The organism is Peptacetobacter sp. AB800, assembly GCF_047807365.1.
Lineage (GTDB): Bacteria > Bacillota > Clostridia > Peptostreptococcales > Peptostreptococcaceae > Peptacetobacter.
Map to the genome: position 1 here is coordinate 1 of NZ_JBLOUI010000015.1, position 21,679 is coordinate 21,679.

A 21,679-nucleotide genomic window follows, 5' to 3' on the forward strand; every position below is an offset into this window, starting at 1 on the left:
TAATTGTGGAGCTAAATTTGAATACAAAAAAACTGACAACCGTTAGGTGTCAGTTAAAGGTACTGTCATAAGAACACCTTTTAAAGGTGTTCTATGGCAGTATTTTTTTATTGAATTTTATAGGAAAATATTTTCTTTTGTTAATTTTTTTCTTGCGTTAAGAAAGTATAAAGATAAAGTATAAATCTTGATACAATCTTAATCCTAAAGACACTATCTTTAATCCCGTTTTTATATATAAAAGTATAAAATTATATACATGATAAAGAAAAAGAAGATATTAAAAAATCTTCTAAAAAAGTAGGAGGTAATTGAAATGATGGATGTAATAATGATTATACGGCTTTTAGTTGGAATTATATCTATTAAACTATTTGCTGATTGGTGTGAAAAACAAATACAGAAATAATAAAATTTATGAAAAGTAACAATTAGTATTTTTAGATGGAGGGAGAAAAATGATACTTTTAGTAGTTGTAATAGTAGCCTTATTAGCATATTTACTTTATGCTTTAATAAACCCAGAGAAATTTTAACAGAGGACATTATAGATTAATTATTAGATTCTAACTTAGATAGAAAATAAAATATAGTGATTAAGATATTAAAACAGGAGGAAAAAATGTTACAGAATATATTATTTTTAATAGTGTTTATGATATTAGTAGTTCCTATGGGTAAATACTTATATCAGGTTGCCAATTGTGAAAAAGCATTTGGCGATAGAATATTTAACAAAGTAGATAATACTATCTATAAAATATTTAAAATAGATAAGGAAGAAATGAACTGGAAACAGTATGTTTTAGCTCTTATCATGACAAATGCAGTTATGATATTTGCAGGATATTTAATTCTTAGAATACAAGGAATAGGACTTTTTAATCCTAGTGAAATTGGAGGAATGGAAGAAAGTCTTTCATTTAACACAATAATAAGTTTCATGACTAATACAAACTTACAGCATTATTCAGGTGAATCTGGATTATCATATTTAGCTCAAATGCTAGTAATAATTTATATGATGTTTACATCAGCAGCTACTGGCTATGCAGCTTGTATGGCATTTATAAGAGGTCTTGCAGGAAAGAAAAAAACTTTGGGTAACTTCTACGTTGATATGGTTAGAATAACAACAAGAGTTTTAGTTCCACTTGCATTTATAGTAGGTGTTTTACTTATATCTCAAGGTGTGCCTCAAACACTTGGCGGAACAGAAACAGTAAGAACAATTGAAGGTAATTTACAAGATATAGCAAGAGGTCCAGTTGCAGCTCTTGAATCTATAAAACATGTTGGTACAAACGGTGGTGGATTCTTTGGAGCAAACTCTTCTCATCCATTTGAAAATCCAACAATTGTATCAAATATGATAGAAATGCTTTCAATGATGATACTTCCAGGAGCTTGTGTTATAGCTTTCGGATATATGATCGGAAATAAAAAACAGAGTAAAGCAGTATTTGGAGCTATGGGAATAATATTCTTAGTAGGTCTTTTAATATGCTGGACTTCTGAAAAAGCAGGTAACCCAGAATTAGCAGCAGCAGGATTAAGCCAAGCTATGGGTAATATGGAAGGTAAAGAGCTTAGATTTGGTATAGATCAATCGGCTTTATTTACAACAGTAACAACATCATTTACTACAGGTACAGTAAACAATATGCATGATACACTTACTCCACTTGGAGGACTTGTTCCAATGCTAAATATGATGTTAAATGTAGTATTCGGAGGAAAAGGTGTAGGGCTTATGAATATGTTAATGTATGCAATACTTACAGTATTCCTTTGTGGATTAATGGTTGGTAGAACACCAGAATTTTTATCAAAAAAACTAGAAGGTAGAGAAGTTAAGTTAGTTGCATTATCAATAATAGTTCATCCATTATTAATATTAGCATTTTCTGCATTAGCAGTTGCTATTCCGGCTGGACTTGAAGGTATAACAAATGGAGGATTCCATGGATTATCTCAGATTCTTTATGAATTCTCATCAGCATCAGCTAACAATGGTTCAGGCTTTGAAGGTTTAGCAGATAATACTTTATTCTGGAATATGACAACTGGAGCAGCAATGTTCTATGGAAGATATTTAGCAATAGTTATACAGTTAGCTGTTGTTGGATCACTAGCAAATAAAAAACCAGTAAATACTAGTGTAGGAACATTAAAAACAGATAACTTTACTTTCACAATACTTCTTGTTGCAATAGTTTTAATAATAGGAGCATTAACATTCTTGCCAGCTCTTGTATTAGGACCAATTGCAGAACACCTAACTATTTGGGCGTAATAAAATAGACGAATATGTAAGGAGAGTATAAAGGAGATATAGATAAAAATGAAAAACAATGGAAATAAATTTTTAACTAATGATATTCTTAAAAGCTCTATAGTAGAAGCTTTTAAGAAGTTGAATCCAAAATATATGATGAAAAATCCAGTTATGTTTGTCGTTGAAGTAGGTACTGTAGTAGCATTTTTACTTACATTAATGCCAAACTTATTTGGAAATGATGGTTCAGGAAACATAAGAATATATAATGCGGCGGTTACAATTATATTATTTATAACTATATTATTTGCAAACTTTGCCGAATCAGTAGCAGAAGGTAGAGGTAAAGCTCAGGCAGATACATTAAAGAAAACAAGAAAAGATACAATGGCTAGACTTATTGATGAAAATGGAAATGAAAAAATGATAAGTTCAAGCGAATTAAAAAAAGGTGATGTGGTTTTAGTTAATACAGGAGAAGTTATACCAAATGATGGAGAAGTTATAGAAGGTTTAGCTTCAGTTGATGAATCAGCAATAACAGGTGAATCTGCTCCAGTTGTTAGAGAATCAGGTGGAGATTTTGCATCAGTAACTGGTGGTACAACAGTTGTAAGTGACTGGTTAAAAATAAAAATAACTACAAATCCAGGGGAATCATTCTTAGATAAAATGATTTCTTTAGTTGAAGGTGCTTCAAGACAGAAAACTCCAAATGAAATAGCATTAAATACAGTATTAGTTAGTTTAACTTTAATATTTATGATAGTTTTAATAACTTTATACCCAATGGCTAATTACACAGGTGTTCAGATACCAGTATCAACAATGATTGCTCTTTTAGTTTGTTTAATACCTACTACAATAGGTGGACTACTTTCTGCTATAGGGATAGCAGGTATGGACAGAGTTACAAGATTTAATGTAATAGCAATGTCTGGTAAAGCAGTTGAATCTTGTGGTGACGTTGATACAATGATACTTGATAAAACAGGTACAATAACTTACGGAAATAGATTAGCAGCTGATTTTATCCCAGTGGCTAATATAGAAAAAGAAGAATTAATAAACTTTGCAACGTTAAGTTCACTAAAAGATGATACTCCTGAAGGAAAATCAACAGTAACTCTTGCAAAAGACATGAATTGCAATGTAGAAAAATTAGAAGAACTTGCAGAAGGTGCTGAATTTATAGAATTCTCAGCTCAGACAAGAATGAGTGGTCTTGACTTAACAAATGGTGTAAAAATAAGAAAAGGGGCTTTCGATAGTATAAAAGAATATGTTAGAAATTTAGGTGGAGAAATACCATCAGATCTTGATGAAAAAGTAAATGAAATAGCAAAACTTGGAGGTACTCCTCTAGTAGTTGTAGCAGATAATAAAATATACGGTTTAATATATTTAAAAGATACTGTTAAACCAGGGTTAGTAGAAAGATTTGAAAGACTAAGAGAAATTGGTATAAAAACTATAATGTGTACAGGTGATAACCCTCTTACAGCCGCTACAATAGCAAAAGAAGCAGGTGTAGATGGATTTATCGCTGAATGTAAACCAGAAGATAAAATAGAAGCAATTAAAAAAGAACAGTCTGAAGGTAAAATTGTTGCAATGACTGGTGATGGTACAAATGATGCTCCAGCACTTGCGCAGGCAGATGTTGGACTTGCAATGAACAGTGGTACAACATCAGCAAAAGAAGCAGCAAATATGGTAGATTTAGATTCAGACCCAACAAAAATACTAGAAGTTGTTGAAATAGGTAAACAGCTTTTAATAACAAGAGGTGCATTAACAACATTCAGTATAGCTAATGACGTTGCAAAATATTTTGCAATAATACCAGCTATATTTACAGTTGCAATACCTCAGATGGAAATGTTAGATATAATGAATTTAGCAACTCCATTTAGTGCAGTTTTATCAGCACTAATATTTAATGCGATAATAATTCCTTGCTTAATACCTTTAGCAATGAAAGGTGTTAAATATAGACCTATGTCTGCACAGAAATTACTTCTTAGAAATGTAATAGTATTCGGTGGTGGTGGAGTAATCGTCCCATTCATAGGTATAAAATTAATAGACTTATTAATAGCACCACTTTTAATGATGATAGGTCTTTAAAAAAGAAATTTATGGAGGAAAAAAATGAAAGGGTTAAAAAATATATTAAAAAATGCAATTTCATTAAGTTTAGTTTTAATACTAGTTTGTGGGATAGCTTATCCAATGGCTTTAACAGCCACTGGACAAGTGTTATTCAAAGATAAAGCAGAAGGAAGTTTTATAGAAGTAGATGGTGAAAAAGTAGGAGCAAAAAACATAGGGCAGCAATTTACAGAACCATATTTCTTTAAAGGAAGAGTGTCTTCTGTTAATTACAATACTTATACAGAAAAAGATAAAGAAGATGGAACATACGAAGGACCATCTTCAGGAAGTTTTAACTATGCTCCATCAAATCCTGAACTTAAAAAAAGAGTGGAAGCTAGTATTGATGAATTCTTAAAAAATAATCCAGAAGTAAATAGAGAAGATATACCAGCAGATTTAATGACAGCATCTGGTTCAGGATTAGATCCTAATATAAGTGTAAAATCAGCAGAAATTCAGGTTCCGGCTATATCAAAAGCAAGTGGAATATCAGAAGAAAAATTAAATAAAATGATAAAAGAAAATACAGACTCTAAATTTTTAGGAATATTTGGTGAAGAAAGAGTTAATGTATTAGAATTAAATATAGATGTTTATAAAAGTATGAATAAAAAATAAATAGAAAAAAACAATATTATATAATGATTGAAATACTCCATTTTATAAATAACACAATAATATATAAAATGGAGTATTTTTTTGTTTATATATAAAAAAATAAAATTAAATTAATTTATACTTAATAAAATATAATAAATATGAAAAATAACAGAATAGCTAAATTTTCTAATAATTAAGAAAGTGATTACAAAAAATATATTTTATATATTAATTGAAAATAACATTTGAAACACATTTAGAAATATGATATTTTAGATTAGGTGCGATTATTTAAATGGAGGGAGTATAAAGTAATGATTGATGTAAGTAAATTTTTAGTTAATGAAGCAAATGAATGTTTATTATGTAAAAAACCAAGTTGTAGAACAAACTGTCCAGTTCATACAGACATACCTGGCATAATAAACCTATTTAAAGAAGGTAAAATGGAAGAAGCAGGACAGATACTATTCGAAAACAACCCAATGTCAGCAATATGCGCAATGGTTTGTCCTCACGAAGATCAGTGTTTCGGTCACTGTATAAAAGGAATCAAAAAAGACCCAGTAGAATTCTATAAAATAGAAGAATTCATATCAAGAGAATATTTAAAAACTGGAAAAATAACTATAAAAGAAGAACCTAAAAACCAGAGAGTTGCAGTAGTTGGTTCAGGTCCAGCAGGTTTAACTATAGCTACAGAATTAGTTAAAAAAGGATACAAAGTAACTGTATTCGAAAAAAATGGTAGAGTTGGTGGTATATTAAGATACGGTATACCTGATTTCAGATTACCAAGAGAAATAGTTAAAGACATGATAAGAATATTAGAAGAAGCTGGAGTTGTTTTCAGAACAAATACTGCTATAGGTCAGGTTATAACTATAGATAAATTATTCTACGATGGATACGATGCTGTGTTCATAGGAACTGGTACTTGGAGTCCAAAGAGATTAGATATAAAAGGTGAAACATTAGGTAACTCACTATATGCAATAAACTACTTAAGATCACCAAAGAGATATAACTTAGGTAAAAAAGTTATAGTAATAGGTGCAGGAAACGTTGCGATGGACGCTGCAAGAAGTGCTAAACGTTACGGAGCAGATGAAGTAACAATAGCATACAGAAAAGACTTCTGCGATATGAAAGCTTGTAAAGCAGAAATAGAAGAAACTAAAGAAGATGGAGTAGTATTTGATACATATAAAGCTCCTATAGAAATAACTGAAGAAGGTGTAATATTCGCTGATACTCACAGAGTTAAAGGTGAAGACGGTAGAGAATCAGTTGTTATGATAGAAGGAAGCGAAAAATTATACGAATGTGATTCTGTGCTAATAGCTATAAGCCAGACTGCAAGAAATACAATCGTTAAAAACAACCCTGAGTTAGAAGTAAACAAATGGGGACTTTTAGTAACTGACGAATACGGTGAAACAACTAGAGAAGGTGTATTCTCTGGTGGGGACGTTACTTCAGGACCAAGTACAGTTATAGAAGCTGTTGTTAATTCTAAAAAAGCAGCTGAATCTATAGACAGATACTTAACTAGTAAAAGAAAATAAATTTGTAAAATAGAGGGACAAGAGTATAACTACTCTTTGCTCCAGGCTTCAGCGCCCCACACTGTTAGAGTAACACATTTAGCAGTTGTGGGGCGCTTGCAGTATTGTCGCTTTAGAGTAGTTATAACTCTTGTCCTTAGTTTATAAATTTGTTTGAAGCAAAAATGCTGCTGTTGAATATTTTGTAAAGAATGTTCGACAGTAGCTTTTTTACAATCAATTAGATATAAAATTTGTTAAATTTGAACACATATTAAATTATGATATAATAATAGTTGAAAGGAGTGGATACAATTTGAAGAGAGAAATTTTTGAAAGACTAGTAAAATGGAAAAATAAACCAGATGGTTCTAGAAATGTTTTAATGTTAAAAGGAGCTAGACAGGTAGGAAAGACATGGCTTCTTAAAGAACTAGGTGAAAAATGTTTTGAAGATTATGTATATATCAATCTAGAAAGATATGCAGATACACTAACAATTTTTGAAGAAACTCTAGATCCACACATAATAATAGAGCAATTAGGTCTTATATTTGAAAAGAAAATAATTCCTGGGAAAACTCTGATTATTTTAGATGAAATACAGAGTGTTCCAAGAGCATTGTTGCTTTTAAAATTCTTCAAAGAAGAAGCTCCAGAGTATCATGTATGTTGTGCGGGTTCCCTTCTAGGGGTTCGGCTACATAGTGGAATAAGTTATCCAACTGGATGCTTAGAAACTATTTATATTCGCCCTTTGAGTTTTAAGGAATTTTTGATTGCAAGTGGGAAAGAAGAAAATGTAAAATTTATAGAAACAGCATCTTTGGAAAAACTGGAAAGTATGTCATTTGAACACTTAGAGTATCTTCTAAGAGAATATATGTTCATTGGTGGTATGCCTGCAGCTGTTCAAACTTGGCTAGATACAAAAGATTATGTAGAAGTAAAGAATATTTTAGCAAATATAGAAGATGACTATAGATCTGATTTTTCTAAATATACAGATGCTATTACAAGTAAAAAAATAACAGAGGTTTGGGAAAATATTAGTAAACAGTTGAGTAAAGAAAATAAAAAATTTATTTTTGGATTGATTAGAAACAGTGCAAGAGCTAAAGATTATAGCTTGGCAATTCAATGGTTGACAGATTCTTCTGTTATACAGAAGGTAAATTGTATAAATACGCCTAAATTGCCTTTGAGTGCGTATAAAGAAACAGATGTATTTAAAATTTTTGTTAATGATATAGGATTGCTAACAGTTTTAAATCAAGTTTCACCAAAATTAATTTTAAAAGGAAATGAGTTATTCTCTGAATATAATGGAGCATTGACTGAGCAATTTGTGCTTCAAGAATTATATAAATTTGATGATGTAGCATATTGGGCAAAAGATAATCACGAAGTAGATTTTGTAATTCAAAATGATTTAGACATAATTCCTATTGAGGTAAAAGCTGGAACAACTGTACATACAAAATCTCTAAATTATTATAAGGATAAATATAATCCAAATTTAGCTGTAAAAACATCTTTAAGAGGGTTTAAATATCAAGATGGAGTGCTCAATATACCACTTTACATGATTTGGGCACTAAAAAATATATTAGATAAAATTCCAGATAATTCGATAAAAAAAGCAAATATATTATAAAAACAATGGCTGTTACAAAATTTTGTGGCAGTCTTTTTTATTATATATGTTATATACAAACAATGTTATAATAATATTACAATAAAGGCGGTGTTGAGATGTTAAATATTTACTTTGGAGATAAAGAGGGAAGCAAATATATTTATAATCCCGATTCATATTTTGACCATTGGTATGATCCAAATTGGCTGGTAAAAGATTTATCTAAGGAGATAATAAAGGCTGTAGATAAATCTGAAGTTATAGGACCGAATTTAATTCAAAGTCCTGTTTTTGGAGCGATGTCCCCAGATAGATTGTCTGGTGGTACAAAGACTTTGATATTAATAGATAATGATGATGAGCATATCTTCAATGCAGTGCATTGTGGAAATAACTGTGCTAAATATTTGTTAAAAATAGCAGAAAATAAGGATATCACAATTCTTTTAGAACATATAATTGATTTTGGGAAGAAATTTGAAATAAAGATACTTAACACTGGCAAAGTTGTTAATAATTTTGATGATTACTTCAGAGAAGCTAGAATTGCGTTAAACGGTGAATAAAAAATAATTGTAAAATATGATAAAATTTTAGTGTTTTCTATTCACATACAATTCAAATAGTGATATAATATTTTATACATATTATATAAAATAAGAAAGTATGAAATATAAAATTGCTAAGGAGTTGACAGTTATGTTAATGTTTTGCGAAAATCTAGACAGACAGACAGACAGACAGACAGACAGACAGACAGACAGACAGACAGACAGATAAGCCTGTAGTTTTATTATGCAATTTTTTAATAAATATATATAGAGGATACAGTTTTTGTTAGATACAATTACTGTATCCTTTTTTTGTTGTTCTTAGCGTTTTATGTTTCAAGGGAGGGTGTTTGTATGAATAAGAATAGAAATAAGATTGCAGCTATGATGATGGTTGCAGCAATTACAGTTAGCTCAGTTGCTATGCCTTCTGAGGCTTTAAATTTAAATGAAAGGGAAGATTTAAAAGTAGACTATAATTTTAATGATAGACAAAATAATGATTTAGTTGAAATTAATACAACAAACTTTCCAGATTATGAATTTAGAGAATATATAAAGGCTATAGCTGATAATGATAATGATGGTTTTTTATCTCAAGAGGAATTAAATGGAGTAACATCTATATGTCTATATAGTAATCAAGGACAAGATTTAACAGGTATAGAATATTTCCCAAATGTAGAAAGAATAGAAGTGAATGGACTTGGATTGACAGAACTAGATTTATCGAATAAGCAAAAATTAAAATATTTAGATTGTACTGGGAATAATCTAACATTACTAAATCTTAGTAATACGCCATTATTAGAAGAATTGTACTGTGGTGGGAATAATTTAACATCGTTAAATCTTAGTAATACACCATTATTGAAAGAATTATACTGCGGTGGAAATAATCTAACATCATTAGATATAACTAAATGTATAGAATTAACTAAGTTGGCTTCTTCACATAATACTTTTGAATCAATAGATTTATCAAAGAATATAAATCTTGTAGAGTTATCATTAAATGAAGACAATTTAAAGAGTATAGATATATCAAATAATAAAAGTTTAAAAGTATTAGAGTATGGTGTTATAGATGAACCGAATTCACTTGAGAGCATAAATTTTGGAAATATAAATTCATTGGAAACAATAACAATAAATAGAAGTTGGATAGAATCTCTGGATTTTAAAAATATGTCCAACCTAAAAGAATTAACTATAACAAGTAGTCCCATAAAAGAATTAGATTTAAGTGGATGCACTAGTTTAAAAGAAGCTTATATATATTATTGTGGTAGATTAGAAAGTTTGAATTGTGGAGCTAGTATTAACTTGACTAAATTAGATTGTTCAGCGAATAGAACTCTTAAAAATTTAGATGTAAGTAACAATATAAATTTAAAAGAATTAACTGTTGCGTACTCAGGAATTGAATATCTAAATTTAAAAAATCAAGCTACTCTAGAAAAAGTATATATAGACGGAAGTAAGGTAAGTAAAATAGATTTAAATCCAAATGTAAGTAATAGTGTAATAGATGGTGAATTAGCAAAACCAGATGGTGGAAATGGTGGAGGAACAACAAAACCAGACCAGAAACCAGAAGAAAAGCCTGATGAAAAACCAAATAAAAAGCATGAAAAAATAATTGGTTCTGACAGATATGAAACAGCTGCAAAAATAGCCGATAAAATGGGTTCATATAATACAGTGATACTAGTAAACTCAGATAAATCAATGGCTGATGGCTTATCAGCAGCATCATTATCTGGAAAGAAAAATGCGCCTATACTATTAGTAAAACAAGATAAAATACCAAAAGCTACAATGGATAGAATAAACAAAGCAAGTAATGTTTATATAATAGGTGGAGAAAATGCTATATCTAAAAATGTAGAAAAACAGTTAAAAGAAAGTGGTAAAAAAATAAATAGAATATCTGGAAAAGATAGATATGACACTTCTAAAAAAATAGCTGAATTATTAGGTGGATATGATAAAGCATTTATAGTTAATGGAGCAAAAGGTGAAGCTGATGCTATGTCTGTATCTGCAGTTGCAGCAAAATATGGTGCTCCAATACTATTAACTAATGGAAAAACTTCTATACATGATAAAAAATCAGGTGTTAAATACTATGCTATAGGTGGAACAGCAGTTATAGATAATAAATTAGAAGAAAAATATTCAGCTGAAAGAATGGCTGGAAGTGATAGATATGATACAAATTCAAGTGTTATAGATAAATTTTATAGAAAGTCAGAAAAAGTATACTTTGCAAAAGGAGATACTTTAGTGGATGCATTAACAGCGTCTGCACTAGCAAAAGATAATGGTATAGTCTTAGTGTCTAAAAATAGAAATCATTCAGAACTTGATGGAAAAGATACAGTACAAGTTGGTGGAATGAATTTTGAAATAGACTTCGAATAAAAAACAAACTAAAAAGTGCTACTATGATTAACCTCATGGTAGCATTTTTTTATTTGAAGCAATTTTAAAAAGTTCTCCAACCTTTGTATAATCGCTGTCGCAAGATGCTTTTTAATCAGCCGTATATTTTGTGTAATCACAAATTAATTTGCATCGACAATTCTGCAAACGCCTCGCAACTGCTAAATGTGTTACATAAAAGTGCGAGGCGCTGAAGCCTGGAGAGCAAATAATTGTGATTGCGCAAAATAGGCTGTTAAAAAGAAATTGTGATGACTTTTATTGACATATGTCATAAACAGAGTATAATTATAGTTGTAAGTGACATATGTCGATAACTTAGGAGGTGTTTTATGCCTAGACCAATTAAATGGAGAAATGTTTGCGGTCTTCCAGAAAATGAGAGATTTGGACCGATAGACGCTCCTGAATCAGAGAGAAAATTTATAACTATGACTGTAGATGAGTACGAAACAATAAGATTAATAGATCTTGAAGGTTTCAATCAGACTCAGTGTGCAGAGCAGATGAATATCGCGAGAACTACAGTACAGGGAATTTACACAAGTGCGAGAAAAAAACTTGCGGAATCTCTTGTAAATGGTAGTGTTTTAGTTATAAAAGGTGGGGAGTACGTCCTTACAGAAGGCTCAGGAATGGGCTGTATGCGAGGATGTAAGAAATGTAGAAAGAGAAAGATGATGGAAAAAGAACATCAAGAAAAATAAAATAAAGGACGTGTAAAATTATGAGAATAGCTATACCAGTAGACGAAAAAAATATAGATTCAGAGGTTTGTATATCATTTGGACGTACACCATACTTCCTAATATACGATACAGAAAACGGAAACGAAGAAATTTTAGACAATAGTGCAATAGCAGAATCAGCAGGTGCAGGAATTAAGGCATCTCAGACAATAGTAGATGCTGAGGTTGAAGTTTTATTAACTCCAAGATGTGGTGAAAATGCAGCCGAAGTTCTTGAAGCTGGAGAAGTTAAGATGTATAGAACATTTAAAGGAACTGCAAGAGAAAATATAGAAGCTTTTAAAGAAGGAAAATTAGAGGAATTAACTGAAATCCACGCTGGATTCCACGGACATGGTGCAAACTAGTATGAATATAGCAGTACTTAGTGGAAAGGGTGGAACAGGAAAAACCCTTCTTTCAGTAAATATGGCTGCAGCATCAAAATCAGCTACTTATATAGATTGCGATGTTGAGGAGCCAAATGGATATTTGTTCTTTAAGCCAGAAGAAATTGTAGAAGAAAATGTATCTGTAAAAATTCCTGAGGTCGATAAAGAACTTTGTAGTGGTTGTAGAAAATGCGTGGATTTCTGCAAATTTAATGCACTTGCATTTATAAAAAAGGCACCGATTGTGTTTGGAGATATTTGCCATTCGTGTGGAGGGTGCTCGCTACTATGTCCAGAAAATGCAATTACTGAAAAAGATAAAGTAATAGGAAAAATAGAAAAAGGAAAATCTCAGGGAATTGATGTTTATACAGGAATTTTGAATACTGGCGAGGTGTCAGGAGTTCCTATAATAGAGAAATTGCTTGAGGAAAATCGTGCAACAGATAATGAAAAACTTTCTATTATAGACTGCCCTCCAGGAAGTGCGTGCATAGTAATGGAAAGTATAAAAGATGCTGATTTTTGTGTGCTAGTTGCTGAGCCGACAGCATTTGGAGCACATAACTTAGAAATGGTATATGAGCTAGTTAGTTTATTTGGTAAACCATTTGGGGTAGTGCTAAATAAATGCTTAGATGGAGAAAATCCTTCAGAAGAATTTTGCAAAGAAAAGGGAATAAAAATTCTTGGAAGAGTTCCTTTTGAAAAAGAACTTGGAGAGCTAAATTCAAATGCAAAAATAGCAGCAAGAGAGAGCGAAAAATACAATAATTTGTTTAAAGATATACTTGAAACAGTGAAAGGAGAGGTGCAACGTGAAACAGCTTCTTATACTGAGCGGTAAGGGTGGAACTGGGAAAACTACTGTAGCTAGCTCATTTATAAAGCTTTCAAATACAAAAGCTTATGCTGATTGTGATGTGGATGCTCCAAACCTTCACCTTGTAGCAGGTAAAAAAACTGAGCCTAAGAAGGAAGCGTACTATGGACTTCCAAAGGCAGTAATAGATCAAGATAAATGCATCCAATGTGGGAAATGTATGGAAAACTGTAAATTTGACTCTATAATGGAGAAAGATGGAGAGTTTTCTGTAAAGATATTTGGCTGTGAGGGATGTGGTGTGTGTGAATACGTATGTCCTTCAAATGCAATAAGTATGGAGAAATCTCCTGCAGGAGATACTATGCTTTATAAAGATGAAGATAGAGTATTTTCAACAGCCAAGTTGTACATGGGAAGTGGTACATCTGGAAAACTTGTTACAGAAGTTAAGAAAAATATGAGAGATAATGCAGCTGACGATGTAGAAATTGCCGTTATCGACGGATCTCCAGGAATTGGATGTCCTGTAATAGCTTCTTTAAACGGTGTGGATGCACTTCTGATAGTTGCAGAGCCTTCTATTTCTGGGATGAGCGATATGGAGAGAATTATAACAACTGCAGCGAGATTTAGAGTAAAAACTGCTGTATGTGTAAATAAATTCGATACTAATATAGAAAATACAAATAAAATAGAAGAATTCTGTAAAGAAAATAATATTTCTTTAGTAGGGAAAATTCCTTATGATACAGAGGCAGTTAAGGCGATAAACAGTGGAAAAACTATAGTTGAGGTAGATTGCCCTTCTGGAAATGCTGTTAGAGAGGTATATAAAAAGGTTGTTGATATGCTTTCTGAAGAAACGGAAAAAGTTTCTAAAGGGAAGGATTACGAAAACGTAATAACATTATAAAGTATTAATTGTAGTATATTATGAAATATTAATAATATAAAATATTTTGGGAAAAGAGATGTTAAACTATGATAATAAAAACACTTTGCGAGAACACATCTGTAAATGAAGATATAAAGGCTGAGCATGGGCTTAGTTTTTATCTTGAGTTAAATAATGGAAGAAAGCTTATGATAGACACAGGTCAGACAGACTTATTCTATGAAAACGCTGAAAAAATGGGAGTAGATGTATCTGATGTGGAATGTCTTGTGATTTCACATGGGCATTACGACCACGTTGGAGGATTGAACAAATTCCTTGAAGTGAATAAAAAAGCAAAGGTTTATGTGCACGAGCTTGGATTTGACGATTATTTTTCTAAGAGTAGCGGAGAAATAAAATACATTGGAATGGATAAAAATCTTGAAGAAAATACTAAAATTGTAAAAACTAAAGGTATATTTGAAGTTGATGAAGATATTAAATTATTCTCAGATGTAACACATGAAACTCCATTACCTGCTTCAAATTCAGGTCTTTTTATGAAAGAAAATGGAGAAATAGTTCAGGATAAGTTTTTACATGAGCAAAATACAATTATAAAAGAGGATGGGAAGTACGTCCTATTTACAGGATGTTCACACAATGGAATAGTTAATATACTAAAACAGTTCTACAAAAATGAAGGAAGATACCCAGATTTCGTGATAGGAGGATTCCATTTTTCTTGGAAAAATGCAGATGCAGATGCTGATTTTAGCTATGTAGATGAAGTAGGAAAATTCCTATTAGAAACAGGAGCTAAGTTCTACACAGGTCATTGCACAGGAATTCCAGCATATGAAAGACTTAAAGAAATCATGGGAGATAAGATTGATTATTTAGCCTCAGGATCTGTTGAGACTTTATAAATAAATAAATAATTTAAATTCAGTCGCAATTTTACGACGTTATTATATGGAGGTATTAAGATGTTAAAAATAGCAGTAGCAAGTGAAGAAAAAATGGTAGCAGGACACTTTGGTCATTGCTCAAACTTCAATATATTTGATATTGAAGACGGAAAAATAGTTAAAGAAGAATCAATAGCAAATCCAGGACATAAACCAGGATTTTTACCTAATTTCTTAAATGATATGGGTGTTAAAGTTGTTATATCTGGTGGTATGGGCGGTGGCGCCATAGAAATATTCAACGAAAAGAATATAGAAGTTATAACTGGTGCAACTGGTGAAGCTAAAGCTGCAGTAGAAGCTTATGTAGCTGGAAACTTAAAATCAACTGGAAGCGTATGTAACAAACATGAACATCATGGAGAATGCGGAAATCATTAATGAGAGAGAGGCTGTTGCAAGGATTTGCAGCAGCCTTTTTTGAGGGCTTTGAACAACATATTAATTCCCTTCCAGGCTTCGGCGTGGTGTGTGATATATAGTTTGTTGAAAAACAATCTCACGCCTGCAGATTGTCAGTGGAATTTAATATGTTATTCAAAAGCCCAAAAGGTTACTTGCAAAATCCTTGCTAACAGCCATCATCTTATTTGCTGATTTCTAATATAAAGAATAAGTTTATAAATGGTATAATTAGGGTATATAATGAGTATGTTAATGAAATAGTAAATTTATGAAATTTGTTTTATATGGAGGGATACGATATGTTAGAAGTAGGTACTAAGGCACCAGATTTTACATTGCCAGATCAGAATGGGGATATGCATAGTTTAGCGGATTATAGAGGTAAGAAGGTTCTTTTATATTTCTATCCAAAGGATAATACACCTGGTTGTACTAAACAGGCTTGTGGTTATAGTGAGAGAGCACCTAAGTTTGAGGAAAATGGTGTTGTTGTTCTTGGAATTAGCAAGGATAGTGTTGCATCACATAAGAGATTTGAAGAAAAACAGGGACTTTCTTTTACAATTCTTTCAGATACAGAGTTAGAAGCAATACAGGCTTATGATGTTTGGAAAGAAAAGAAGAATTTTGGCAAGGTTTCAATGGGTGTTGTGAGAACTACTTATCTTATAGATGAGGAAGGGGTAATCGTTGAAGCGAATGGCAAGGTAAAAGCTGCTGAAGACCCAGAAAAGATGCTAAATTTAGTAGAAAATATGTAATTAGATAAAAATATTGTAAGTAAATATACGATAAATTAAAACACTTCACAAATTTGTGAGGTGTTTTTATGTGTATATGGATATATTAAAAGTAGAAGGATAATAGAAGTGATAATTTTTGATTTTAACTTAAAAAATTGACTTTTAACATTTGTTAAGTTAAAATGAAATAAATTAAGTTAAAAGGAGTGGATTGGTATGATTACTAGTTTATTTGGAATTGATGTAAGTTATGAAAATTGGGATAAAGAAGACTTATTACCTCTATATATTGCAGGAAGTTATATGTTTTGGAAGGCGTCTATATATGATATACGTTTCATTATAATTGAGCCAAAGGAAGATTTAGTAACCCTTCCAGCATTAAAAAAACAAATATTAAAAATACAAGAGATAGATAATGTGCCAGTTGTTTTGAAGATGAAATCAGTATCTAATTATAGAAGAAAAAGTTTAATAGAGAGTAAGATTCCATTTATTACTGACAGACAAGTATTTTTGCCGTTTATAGGAACTTTGCTAGTTGATGATAAAATAATTGAAAAGCCAATTGAAAAGATTGATAAGTTTGTTTTTTCAACACAATTATTATTTTTATTTTATACTTATAATAGAAATAAAAAGATGTATATTTCTGAAGCAGCAAAAATACTTCCATTTACAGCAATGACATTGACAAGAGCTGTAAAACAATTAGAATCAACAGGTATGTTTATAACGTCGAAGGATGGTGTGAATAAGATAATTGAATCAAAATATGAGAGAATTGATTTATTTAAAAATGGTAAAAAATATTTATTAAATCCAGTTATAAAGTCAGGTTATATTGATAAAGAAAATATAACAGATGATATGGTTTACGCAAGTGAAACAGCATTATCAGAGAAGACAATGTTAAATCCAAGCAAAGTTGTAACTTATGCAATAGAAGGAAAGAAGTTTGATAAAAAGAGGTTAATGGATGAATTAATAGATCCACAAAAGCAAGTAAAACTTGAATTGTGGGCATATAATCCAAAGCTATTTTCTAATGATGAAACAGTCGATAATTTATCACTTATATTATCTTTTGAGGAAAATAATGATGAAAGAATCGAAGAAGCAATAGAAGAGATATTAGAAAGAGAGCTGAAAGAATAATGGTTAATGGATTTACAAAGTTTAAAGAAGCGTTTCAAGGATTTGAAAAAGAATATGTAGTAATTGGTGGTACAGCATGTGATTTGATTATGGAAAATGAAGCTCTTCCATTTCGTGCAACAAAAGATATTGATATTGTTTTAATTGTAGAAGCAATTACTGTAGAATTTGGTAAAAAATTTTGGGAGTATGTAAAAGAGGCTGAATATGAGCATATAAATAAAAGTTCAGGAAAAGCACAATTTTATCGTTTCACATCTCCAAAAGCAAAAGAATACCCTTATATGATAGAAATATTCTCAAGAAATCCAAATTATATAGTTCTTCCAGAAGAAACAAAACTTACACCAATTCCATTTGATGATGAGGTATCAAGTTTGTCAGCGATTCTTCTTAATAAATCGTATTATGAACTTTTAAAGAATGGGCAAATGATTTTAGATGGAATACCAGTACTTAAACCAACATGCCTTATTCCGTTTAAAGCAAAAGCATGGTTAGATTTAAGTGAGCGTAAACTAAAAGGTGAAAAGGTTGATAGTAAAAATATAAGGAAGCATAAAAATGACGTATTTAGGCTTGCACAGCTAATAACAAAGAATACAAAACAAGAACTAGAGAAAGAGATTGCAGATGATATGAAGCAATTTTTACATAAAATGATGAATGAAGATGTAGATTTGAAAAGTATTGGAGTTAGAGGAGTGAATAAAGATACAATTATTCAGATTTTGTATGATTGCTTTGGGTTATAAAATAATTAAATAAAATGTATAAAAAAGGAACAAGAGAAGTAACTGTATAAGCCATTCTATTGTTCCTTTTTATATTATTCTATTTCTTTAAATCCGTTTCCTAATACTTCGTGTACGTCTGTCACGATTAAGAAAGCTTTTGGATCTATTCTTTTTACTAATTTTTTAAGTCCATTTTCCTGTCTTTTATTATTAAGCACAACAAGGAATAAGTCTTTATTCTGGTTAGTGTATCCACCTCTTGCATTTATTATAGTTAACCCTCTATCAAGTTCACTAGTTATTGCAGATCTTAGTTCTTCTTCTTTTTCGCTTATTATGAAGAATGCTTTTGAACTTTCAAATCCTTCCATTACTATGTCGGCGATTTTAACTATTATGAAAAGTGCTAATCCTGAATAAAGAGCAGTTTCTATACTTCTGTTTACTATACCAGCTGAGATAACTACCATACCATCAAGGCAGCTCATAAACTGAGTTGGTTTTAGGTTAGGGAATTTTTTACTAAGTATAAGTGCTATTAAATCCGTTCCTCCAGTTGAAGCATCAACTTTGAACATTATACCTAGTGCAAGTCCGATAAGTACAGCACCTGCTATAGCTGATAGTAGTGCGTCGTGTGTTAAATTCATACGAGATAGTCCATCAGTAGCCTGAACCATAAATGAGAACAGTAAAGTACCGAAAAGAGTTTTCATTGAGTTTTTAACACCCATTATTTTGAAAGTAAGTAGAACAAGTGGTACACCTATGATAAGCATTATCACAGATACTGGTATTCCAGTAACTTTGTTTAAAACTACTGATAGCCCACTTAATCCACCGGGAGCTATTGTATGAGGTTTAAGGAATGCGTTTATCCCAACACTCATTGATATACATCCTAAAATAAGACCGAAAAATTCTAGTATTGCTGATTTTTTACTTTCTTGCATTTTCTTCCTCCTAAATATTAAATTTTCTCTTAAATAACAATATCATTATAACATAAATGTCAGAATAATAACATTCTAAAATTAAAATATTATGGCTAATTTTTATAAAAAAATAAAGTGATTATCAGTATACACTTATTATTTAAAAATAGAAATAAATTAGAAAATTTAAAATTTATATATATTTATAGTAAAATTATATTGATAGCAAATTAAAATAATAAAAATATAAATAAAAAATTAAAAATATGATACAAAAGAAAATTTGTGGGTATAAAAATAAACAAGTATCGATATAGATTACATCGATAATATTATAGAAAAAAAGTATTTAAAACTTCACTCAAAATAGCAATTATGGTATAATATTTGAGTAAAGTTGTTTAGGACATACCTCGGTGGGTATTAATAGACTACAGACAATTAATAATTGAAAGGGGATTAACACAAAATGAAAATAACAGTTCCAGAAACAGCAGCGGAAACTTTAAAATCTATATTAGCAGAAAATCCAAATCAGCCAGATAACATAAGAGTATTCTTCCAGGGAGTATCTTGAAGTGGTCCATCTTTTGGTCTAGCTTTAGATCAGGTAGAAGATAACGACTTAACTTACGAACATGAAGATTTAAAATTCGTAATGAGTAAGGAAGAACACGAAGCTTACGGAGATATAGTAATAGAAGATACAGGATTTGGATTCAAAGTAATACCAGAATCAATGGTAGGACAGGGATGCAGCTGCGATAGTGGTTGTGGTGGATGTTGCGAATAATATTTCGCACAATGCCAACTTATGCATATAGAAATATTTGTATAAGTAAATAGAGAAAAACTATAAATAAAGCGCGAATTATAGAAAGATGTCTTTTTTACAAAGGCATCTTTTTTTATTTTTGAAAAAGTATTAATATATGGTATAGAGTGTAATTCTAAAAAATAACTATTTTGGAGGTAACAAAAATGAAAATAACAGTTCCAGATACAGCAATAGAAACTTTAAAATCTATATTAGCTGAAAATACTGATAAACCACAGAATATAAGAGTATATTTCCAGGGAGTTGCTTGTAGTGGTCCATCTTTCGGATTAGCTTTAGATGAAATGGAAGAAGGAGATGTTTCTACAGAAGTAGACGGATTAACTTTTGTAATGGCTCCTAATGAATATGAAGTTTACGGAGATATAGTAATAGAAGATACAGGATTTGGATTCAGAGTAATACCAGAATCAATGGTAGGACAGAGCTGCAGCTGCGACGGTGGTTGCGGTGGATGCTGCGGAGAATAATCTGTAGACAATTAAATAGTGTAGTTTATTTTGCAAGAAATATAACTATATATCCTAGTTTGAGATACCTTGATAGAAGAGATTTTATCAAGGTATCTTTTTTATTGTGTTTAATATATAAGATATAAATTAAAAGCAATACTTTAATTTGTATTTTAGTTTTAATAATTATGATATAATAGAAAAGATAAATACGATTAAAATTGGAGGAGTATAGATGAGAAGAAGAAAGAAAAAAGGTGCTGATATAAAACTTCTTAGCTACACAGACTGCGTATTCCACGAAAACGTAGAAGAAATGGCTGGAAAATGGCACGAAAGATTTGGAAACGAAAATCCAATACATATAGAAGTTGGGACTGGAAAAGGACAGTTTATAACTACATTAGCTGAACTAAATCCAGATAAAAATTACATTGCTATGGAAATAAAGGAAGAAGTATTACTTCATGCTGTATACAAAGCAAAAGAAAAAGGCTTAACAAACATACTATTTATATGGGGAGATGTAAAAATGCTTCCTGAATACTTTGATGTTGCCGAACTTGCTAGAATATACGTAAACTTCTGCGATCCATGGCCTAAAAACAGATGGGCAAAAAGAAGACTAACTCACTCAGACTTCTTAAACATATACAGAAGAGTATTAGACGAAAATGGAGAAATACACTTCAAAACAGACAACGAAAAACTATTTGAATTCAGTTTAAACGAAATTGCTGAAAACGACTGGAAACTAAAAAATATATCTCTAGACCTTGCAAACAGCAATTACGAAGAAAACGTAACTACTGAATACGAAGACAAATTTATGGCTCAGGGAATGAAAATATACAGACTAGAAGCAGCCAAAAGAAAATAACTCATAATAATAAAAATGGACTGTTGCATATTTTGCAGCAGTTTTTTTATTCTGATTTAAAATAATCCCCCTCTTAGTCTCCAGGCTTCGACGCCTCGTCCATTCAACTAACACACTTAAATGCTACGAGGCGTCTGTAGATTGTCGAATTAAGAGGGGGATTTATTTTAAAATCACTCTAATAATAACTGCAAAATATTTACAACAGTCCATTTTTATATATTCCTCGTTTCCCAACTAACAAGTAGTAGATAAGATTTAACAAGTTTCTAAAAAGGTAAGAAACGAATTAATAACAATAATGAAATATTATTTTTCAAAAGCGATATTCTAAAAAAACTATTGCAAAATTATTTTAGCAGCCATTATTTTGTGAGCAATCACGAATTAATTTGCATCGACAATTCTGCAAGTGACAATATTATTATTTTGGTATAGCAAGCTTCTAAAAAAGGGTAAGAAACGAATTAACACAACAATCTGCAGAACTTTGCAACATTTTGAAAGCATAGCT

The 21,679-nt window shown here is 30.8% G+C and carries 21 protein-coding genes; 20 read left to right on the plus strand and 1 reads right to left on the minus strand.

The genetic code is table 11. The annotated features are described in order from the left end of the window. The first annotated feature begins 458 nt into the window (after window positions 1–458). The 17 genes from kdpF (at window position 459) to ACK2WN_RS06055 (ending at window position 18,078) form a co-directional block, all read left to right on the plus strand. Complete coding sequence (gene kdpF, locus ACK2WN_RS05975; RefSeq protein WP_071585597.1) at window positions 459–536, plus strand: K(+)-transporting ATPase subunit F; 78 nt, start codon at window positions 459–461, stop codon at window positions 534–536. 86 nt (window positions 537–622) lie between these two features. Beyond that, a complete protein-coding gene (kdpA, locus tag ACK2WN_RS05980; RefSeq protein ID WP_416155084.1) occupies window positions 623–2,296 on the plus strand; it encodes a potassium-transporting ATPase subunit KdpA in 1,674 nt (557 codons plus the stop codon). A gap of 48 nt (window positions 2,297–2,344) precedes the next feature. Further along, window positions 2,345–4,408: a potassium-transporting ATPase subunit KdpB gene (gene kdpB / locus ACK2WN_RS05985; protein ID WP_329998186.1), complete on the plus strand. Its 2,064-nt coding sequence runs from the start codon at window positions 2,345–2,347 to the stop codon at window positions 4,406–4,408. A 24-nt stretch (window positions 4,409–4,432) separates the two neighbouring features. Further along, window positions 4,433–5,056, plus strand: coding sequence for a potassium-transporting ATPase subunit KdpC (gene kdpC, locus ACK2WN_RS05990; protein WP_416155085.1), 624 nt, complete (start codon window positions 4,433–4,435; stop codon window positions 5,054–5,056). 296 nt (window positions 5,057–5,352) lie between these two features. Continuing rightward, complete coding sequence (locus ACK2WN_RS05995) at window positions 5,353–6,606, plus strand: NAD(P)-dependent oxidoreductase (RefSeq protein WP_416155086.1); 1,254 nt, start codon at window positions 5,353–5,355, stop codon at window positions 6,604–6,606. A gap of 295 nt (window positions 6,607–6,901) precedes the next feature. Beyond that, window positions 6,902–8,242 carry an ATP-binding protein gene (locus ACK2WN_RS06000; protein ID WP_416155087.1) on the plus strand — a complete coding sequence of 447 codons (1,341 nt, stop codon included), beginning with the start codon at window positions 6,902–6,904 and terminating at the stop codon, window positions 8,240–8,242. Between the two features lie 98 nt (window positions 8,243–8,340). Further along, the gene (locus ACK2WN_RS06005) at window positions 8,341–8,790 is read left to right on the plus strand and encodes a DUF4869 domain-containing protein (RefSeq protein ID WP_416155088.1); all 450 of its coding nucleotides are present in this window, start codon (window positions 8,341–8,343) and stop codon (window positions 8,788–8,790) included. Between the two features lie 339 nt (window positions 8,791–9,129). Further along, window positions 9,130–11,202 (plus strand): cell wall-binding repeat-containing protein, encoded by a 2,073-nt coding sequence (locus tag ACK2WN_RS06010; protein ID WP_416155089.1) that lies wholly within the window; start codon window positions 9,130–9,132, stop codon window positions 11,200–11,202. A 353-nt stretch (window positions 11,203–11,555) separates the two neighbouring features. Next, window positions 11,556–11,930: a DUF134 domain-containing protein gene (locus tag ACK2WN_RS06015; protein ID WP_329998177.1), complete on the plus strand. Its 375-nt coding sequence runs from the start codon at window positions 11,556–11,558 to the stop codon at window positions 11,928–11,930. A gap of 20 nt (window positions 11,931–11,950) precedes the next feature. Continuing rightward, window positions 11,951–12,319 carry a NifB/NifX family molybdenum-iron cluster-binding protein gene (locus ACK2WN_RS06020; protein WP_006440420.1) on the plus strand — a complete coding sequence of 123 codons (369 nt, stop codon included), beginning with the start codon at window positions 11,951–11,953 and terminating at the stop codon, window positions 12,317–12,319. A 1-nt stretch (window position 12,320) separates the two neighbouring features. Beyond that, on the plus strand, window positions 12,321–13,190 hold the full coding sequence (locus ACK2WN_RS06025) for an ATP-binding protein (protein ID WP_416155090.1): 870 nt from the start codon (window positions 12,321–12,323) through the stop codon (window positions 13,188–13,190). Then, a complete protein-coding gene (locus ACK2WN_RS06030) occupies window positions 13,162–14,082 on the plus strand; it encodes an ATP-binding protein (RefSeq protein ID WP_416155091.1) in 921 nt (306 codons plus the stop codon). The genes ACK2WN_RS06025 and ACK2WN_RS06030 overlap by 29 nt, the downstream gene beginning before the upstream one ends. A gap of 68 nt (window positions 14,083–14,150) precedes the next feature. Further along, on the plus strand, window positions 14,151–14,975 hold the full coding sequence (locus ACK2WN_RS06035; protein ID WP_416155092.1) for an MBL fold metallo-hydrolase: 825 nt from the start codon (window positions 14,151–14,153) through the stop codon (window positions 14,973–14,975). Window positions 14,976–15,035: 60 nt separating this feature from the next. After that, window positions 15,036–15,398 (plus strand): NifB/NifX family molybdenum-iron cluster-binding protein, encoded by a 363-nt coding sequence (locus tag ACK2WN_RS06040; protein WP_416155093.1) that lies wholly within the window; start codon window positions 15,036–15,038, stop codon window positions 15,396–15,398. 323 nt (window positions 15,399–15,721) lie between these two features. Next, window positions 15,722–16,183, plus strand: coding sequence for a thioredoxin-dependent thiol peroxidase (gene bcp / locus ACK2WN_RS06045; protein WP_300531415.1), 462 nt, complete (start codon window positions 15,722–15,724; stop codon window positions 16,181–16,183). A 198-nt stretch (window positions 16,184–16,381) separates the two neighbouring features. Further along, window positions 16,382–17,323, plus strand: coding sequence for a MarR family transcriptional regulator (locus tag ACK2WN_RS06050; RefSeq protein WP_329998167.1), 942 nt, complete (start codon window positions 16,382–16,384; stop codon window positions 17,321–17,323). After that, window positions 17,323–18,078 carry a hypothetical protein gene (locus ACK2WN_RS06055; protein ID WP_329998166.1) on the plus strand — a complete coding sequence of 252 codons (756 nt, stop codon included), beginning with the start codon at window positions 17,323–17,325 and terminating at the stop codon, window positions 18,076–18,078. Before ACK2WN_RS06050 ends, ACK2WN_RS06055 begins: the two co-directional genes overlap by 1 nt. A gap of 74 nt (window positions 18,079–18,152) precedes the next feature. On the opposite strand, the gene ACK2WN_RS06060 is transcribed toward ACK2WN_RS06055, so the two are convergent. Further along, entirely contained in the window at window positions 18,153–19,013 is an 861-nt protein-coding gene (locus tag ACK2WN_RS06060; protein WP_006440428.1) for a YitT family protein, read from the minus strand. A 640-nt stretch (window positions 19,014–19,653) separates the two neighbouring features. Here ACK2WN_RS06060 and ACK2WN_RS06065 point away from each other — a divergent pair. The 3 genes from ACK2WN_RS06065 (at window position 19,654) to trmB (ending at window position 21,165) form a co-directional block, all read left to right on the plus strand. After that, window positions 19,654–19,788 carry a hypothetical protein gene (locus ACK2WN_RS06065; protein WP_006440429.1) on the plus strand — a complete coding sequence of 45 codons (135 nt, stop codon included), beginning with the start codon at window positions 19,654–19,656 and terminating at the stop codon, window positions 19,786–19,788. 188 nt (window positions 19,789–19,976) lie between these two features. Then, window positions 19,977–20,303, plus strand: a complete 327-nt coding sequence (locus tag ACK2WN_RS06070; protein WP_329998165.1) for a Fe-S cluster assembly protein HesB — start codon at window positions 19,977–19,979, stop codon at window positions 20,301–20,303. Window positions 20,304–20,520: 217 nt separating this feature from the next. Continuing rightward, a complete protein-coding gene (trmB, locus tag ACK2WN_RS06075; protein WP_201415931.1) occupies window positions 20,521–21,165 on the plus strand; it encodes a tRNA (guanosine(46)-N7)-methyltransferase TrmB in 645 nt (214 codons plus the stop codon). Window positions 21,166–21,679 lie beyond the last annotated feature (514 nt).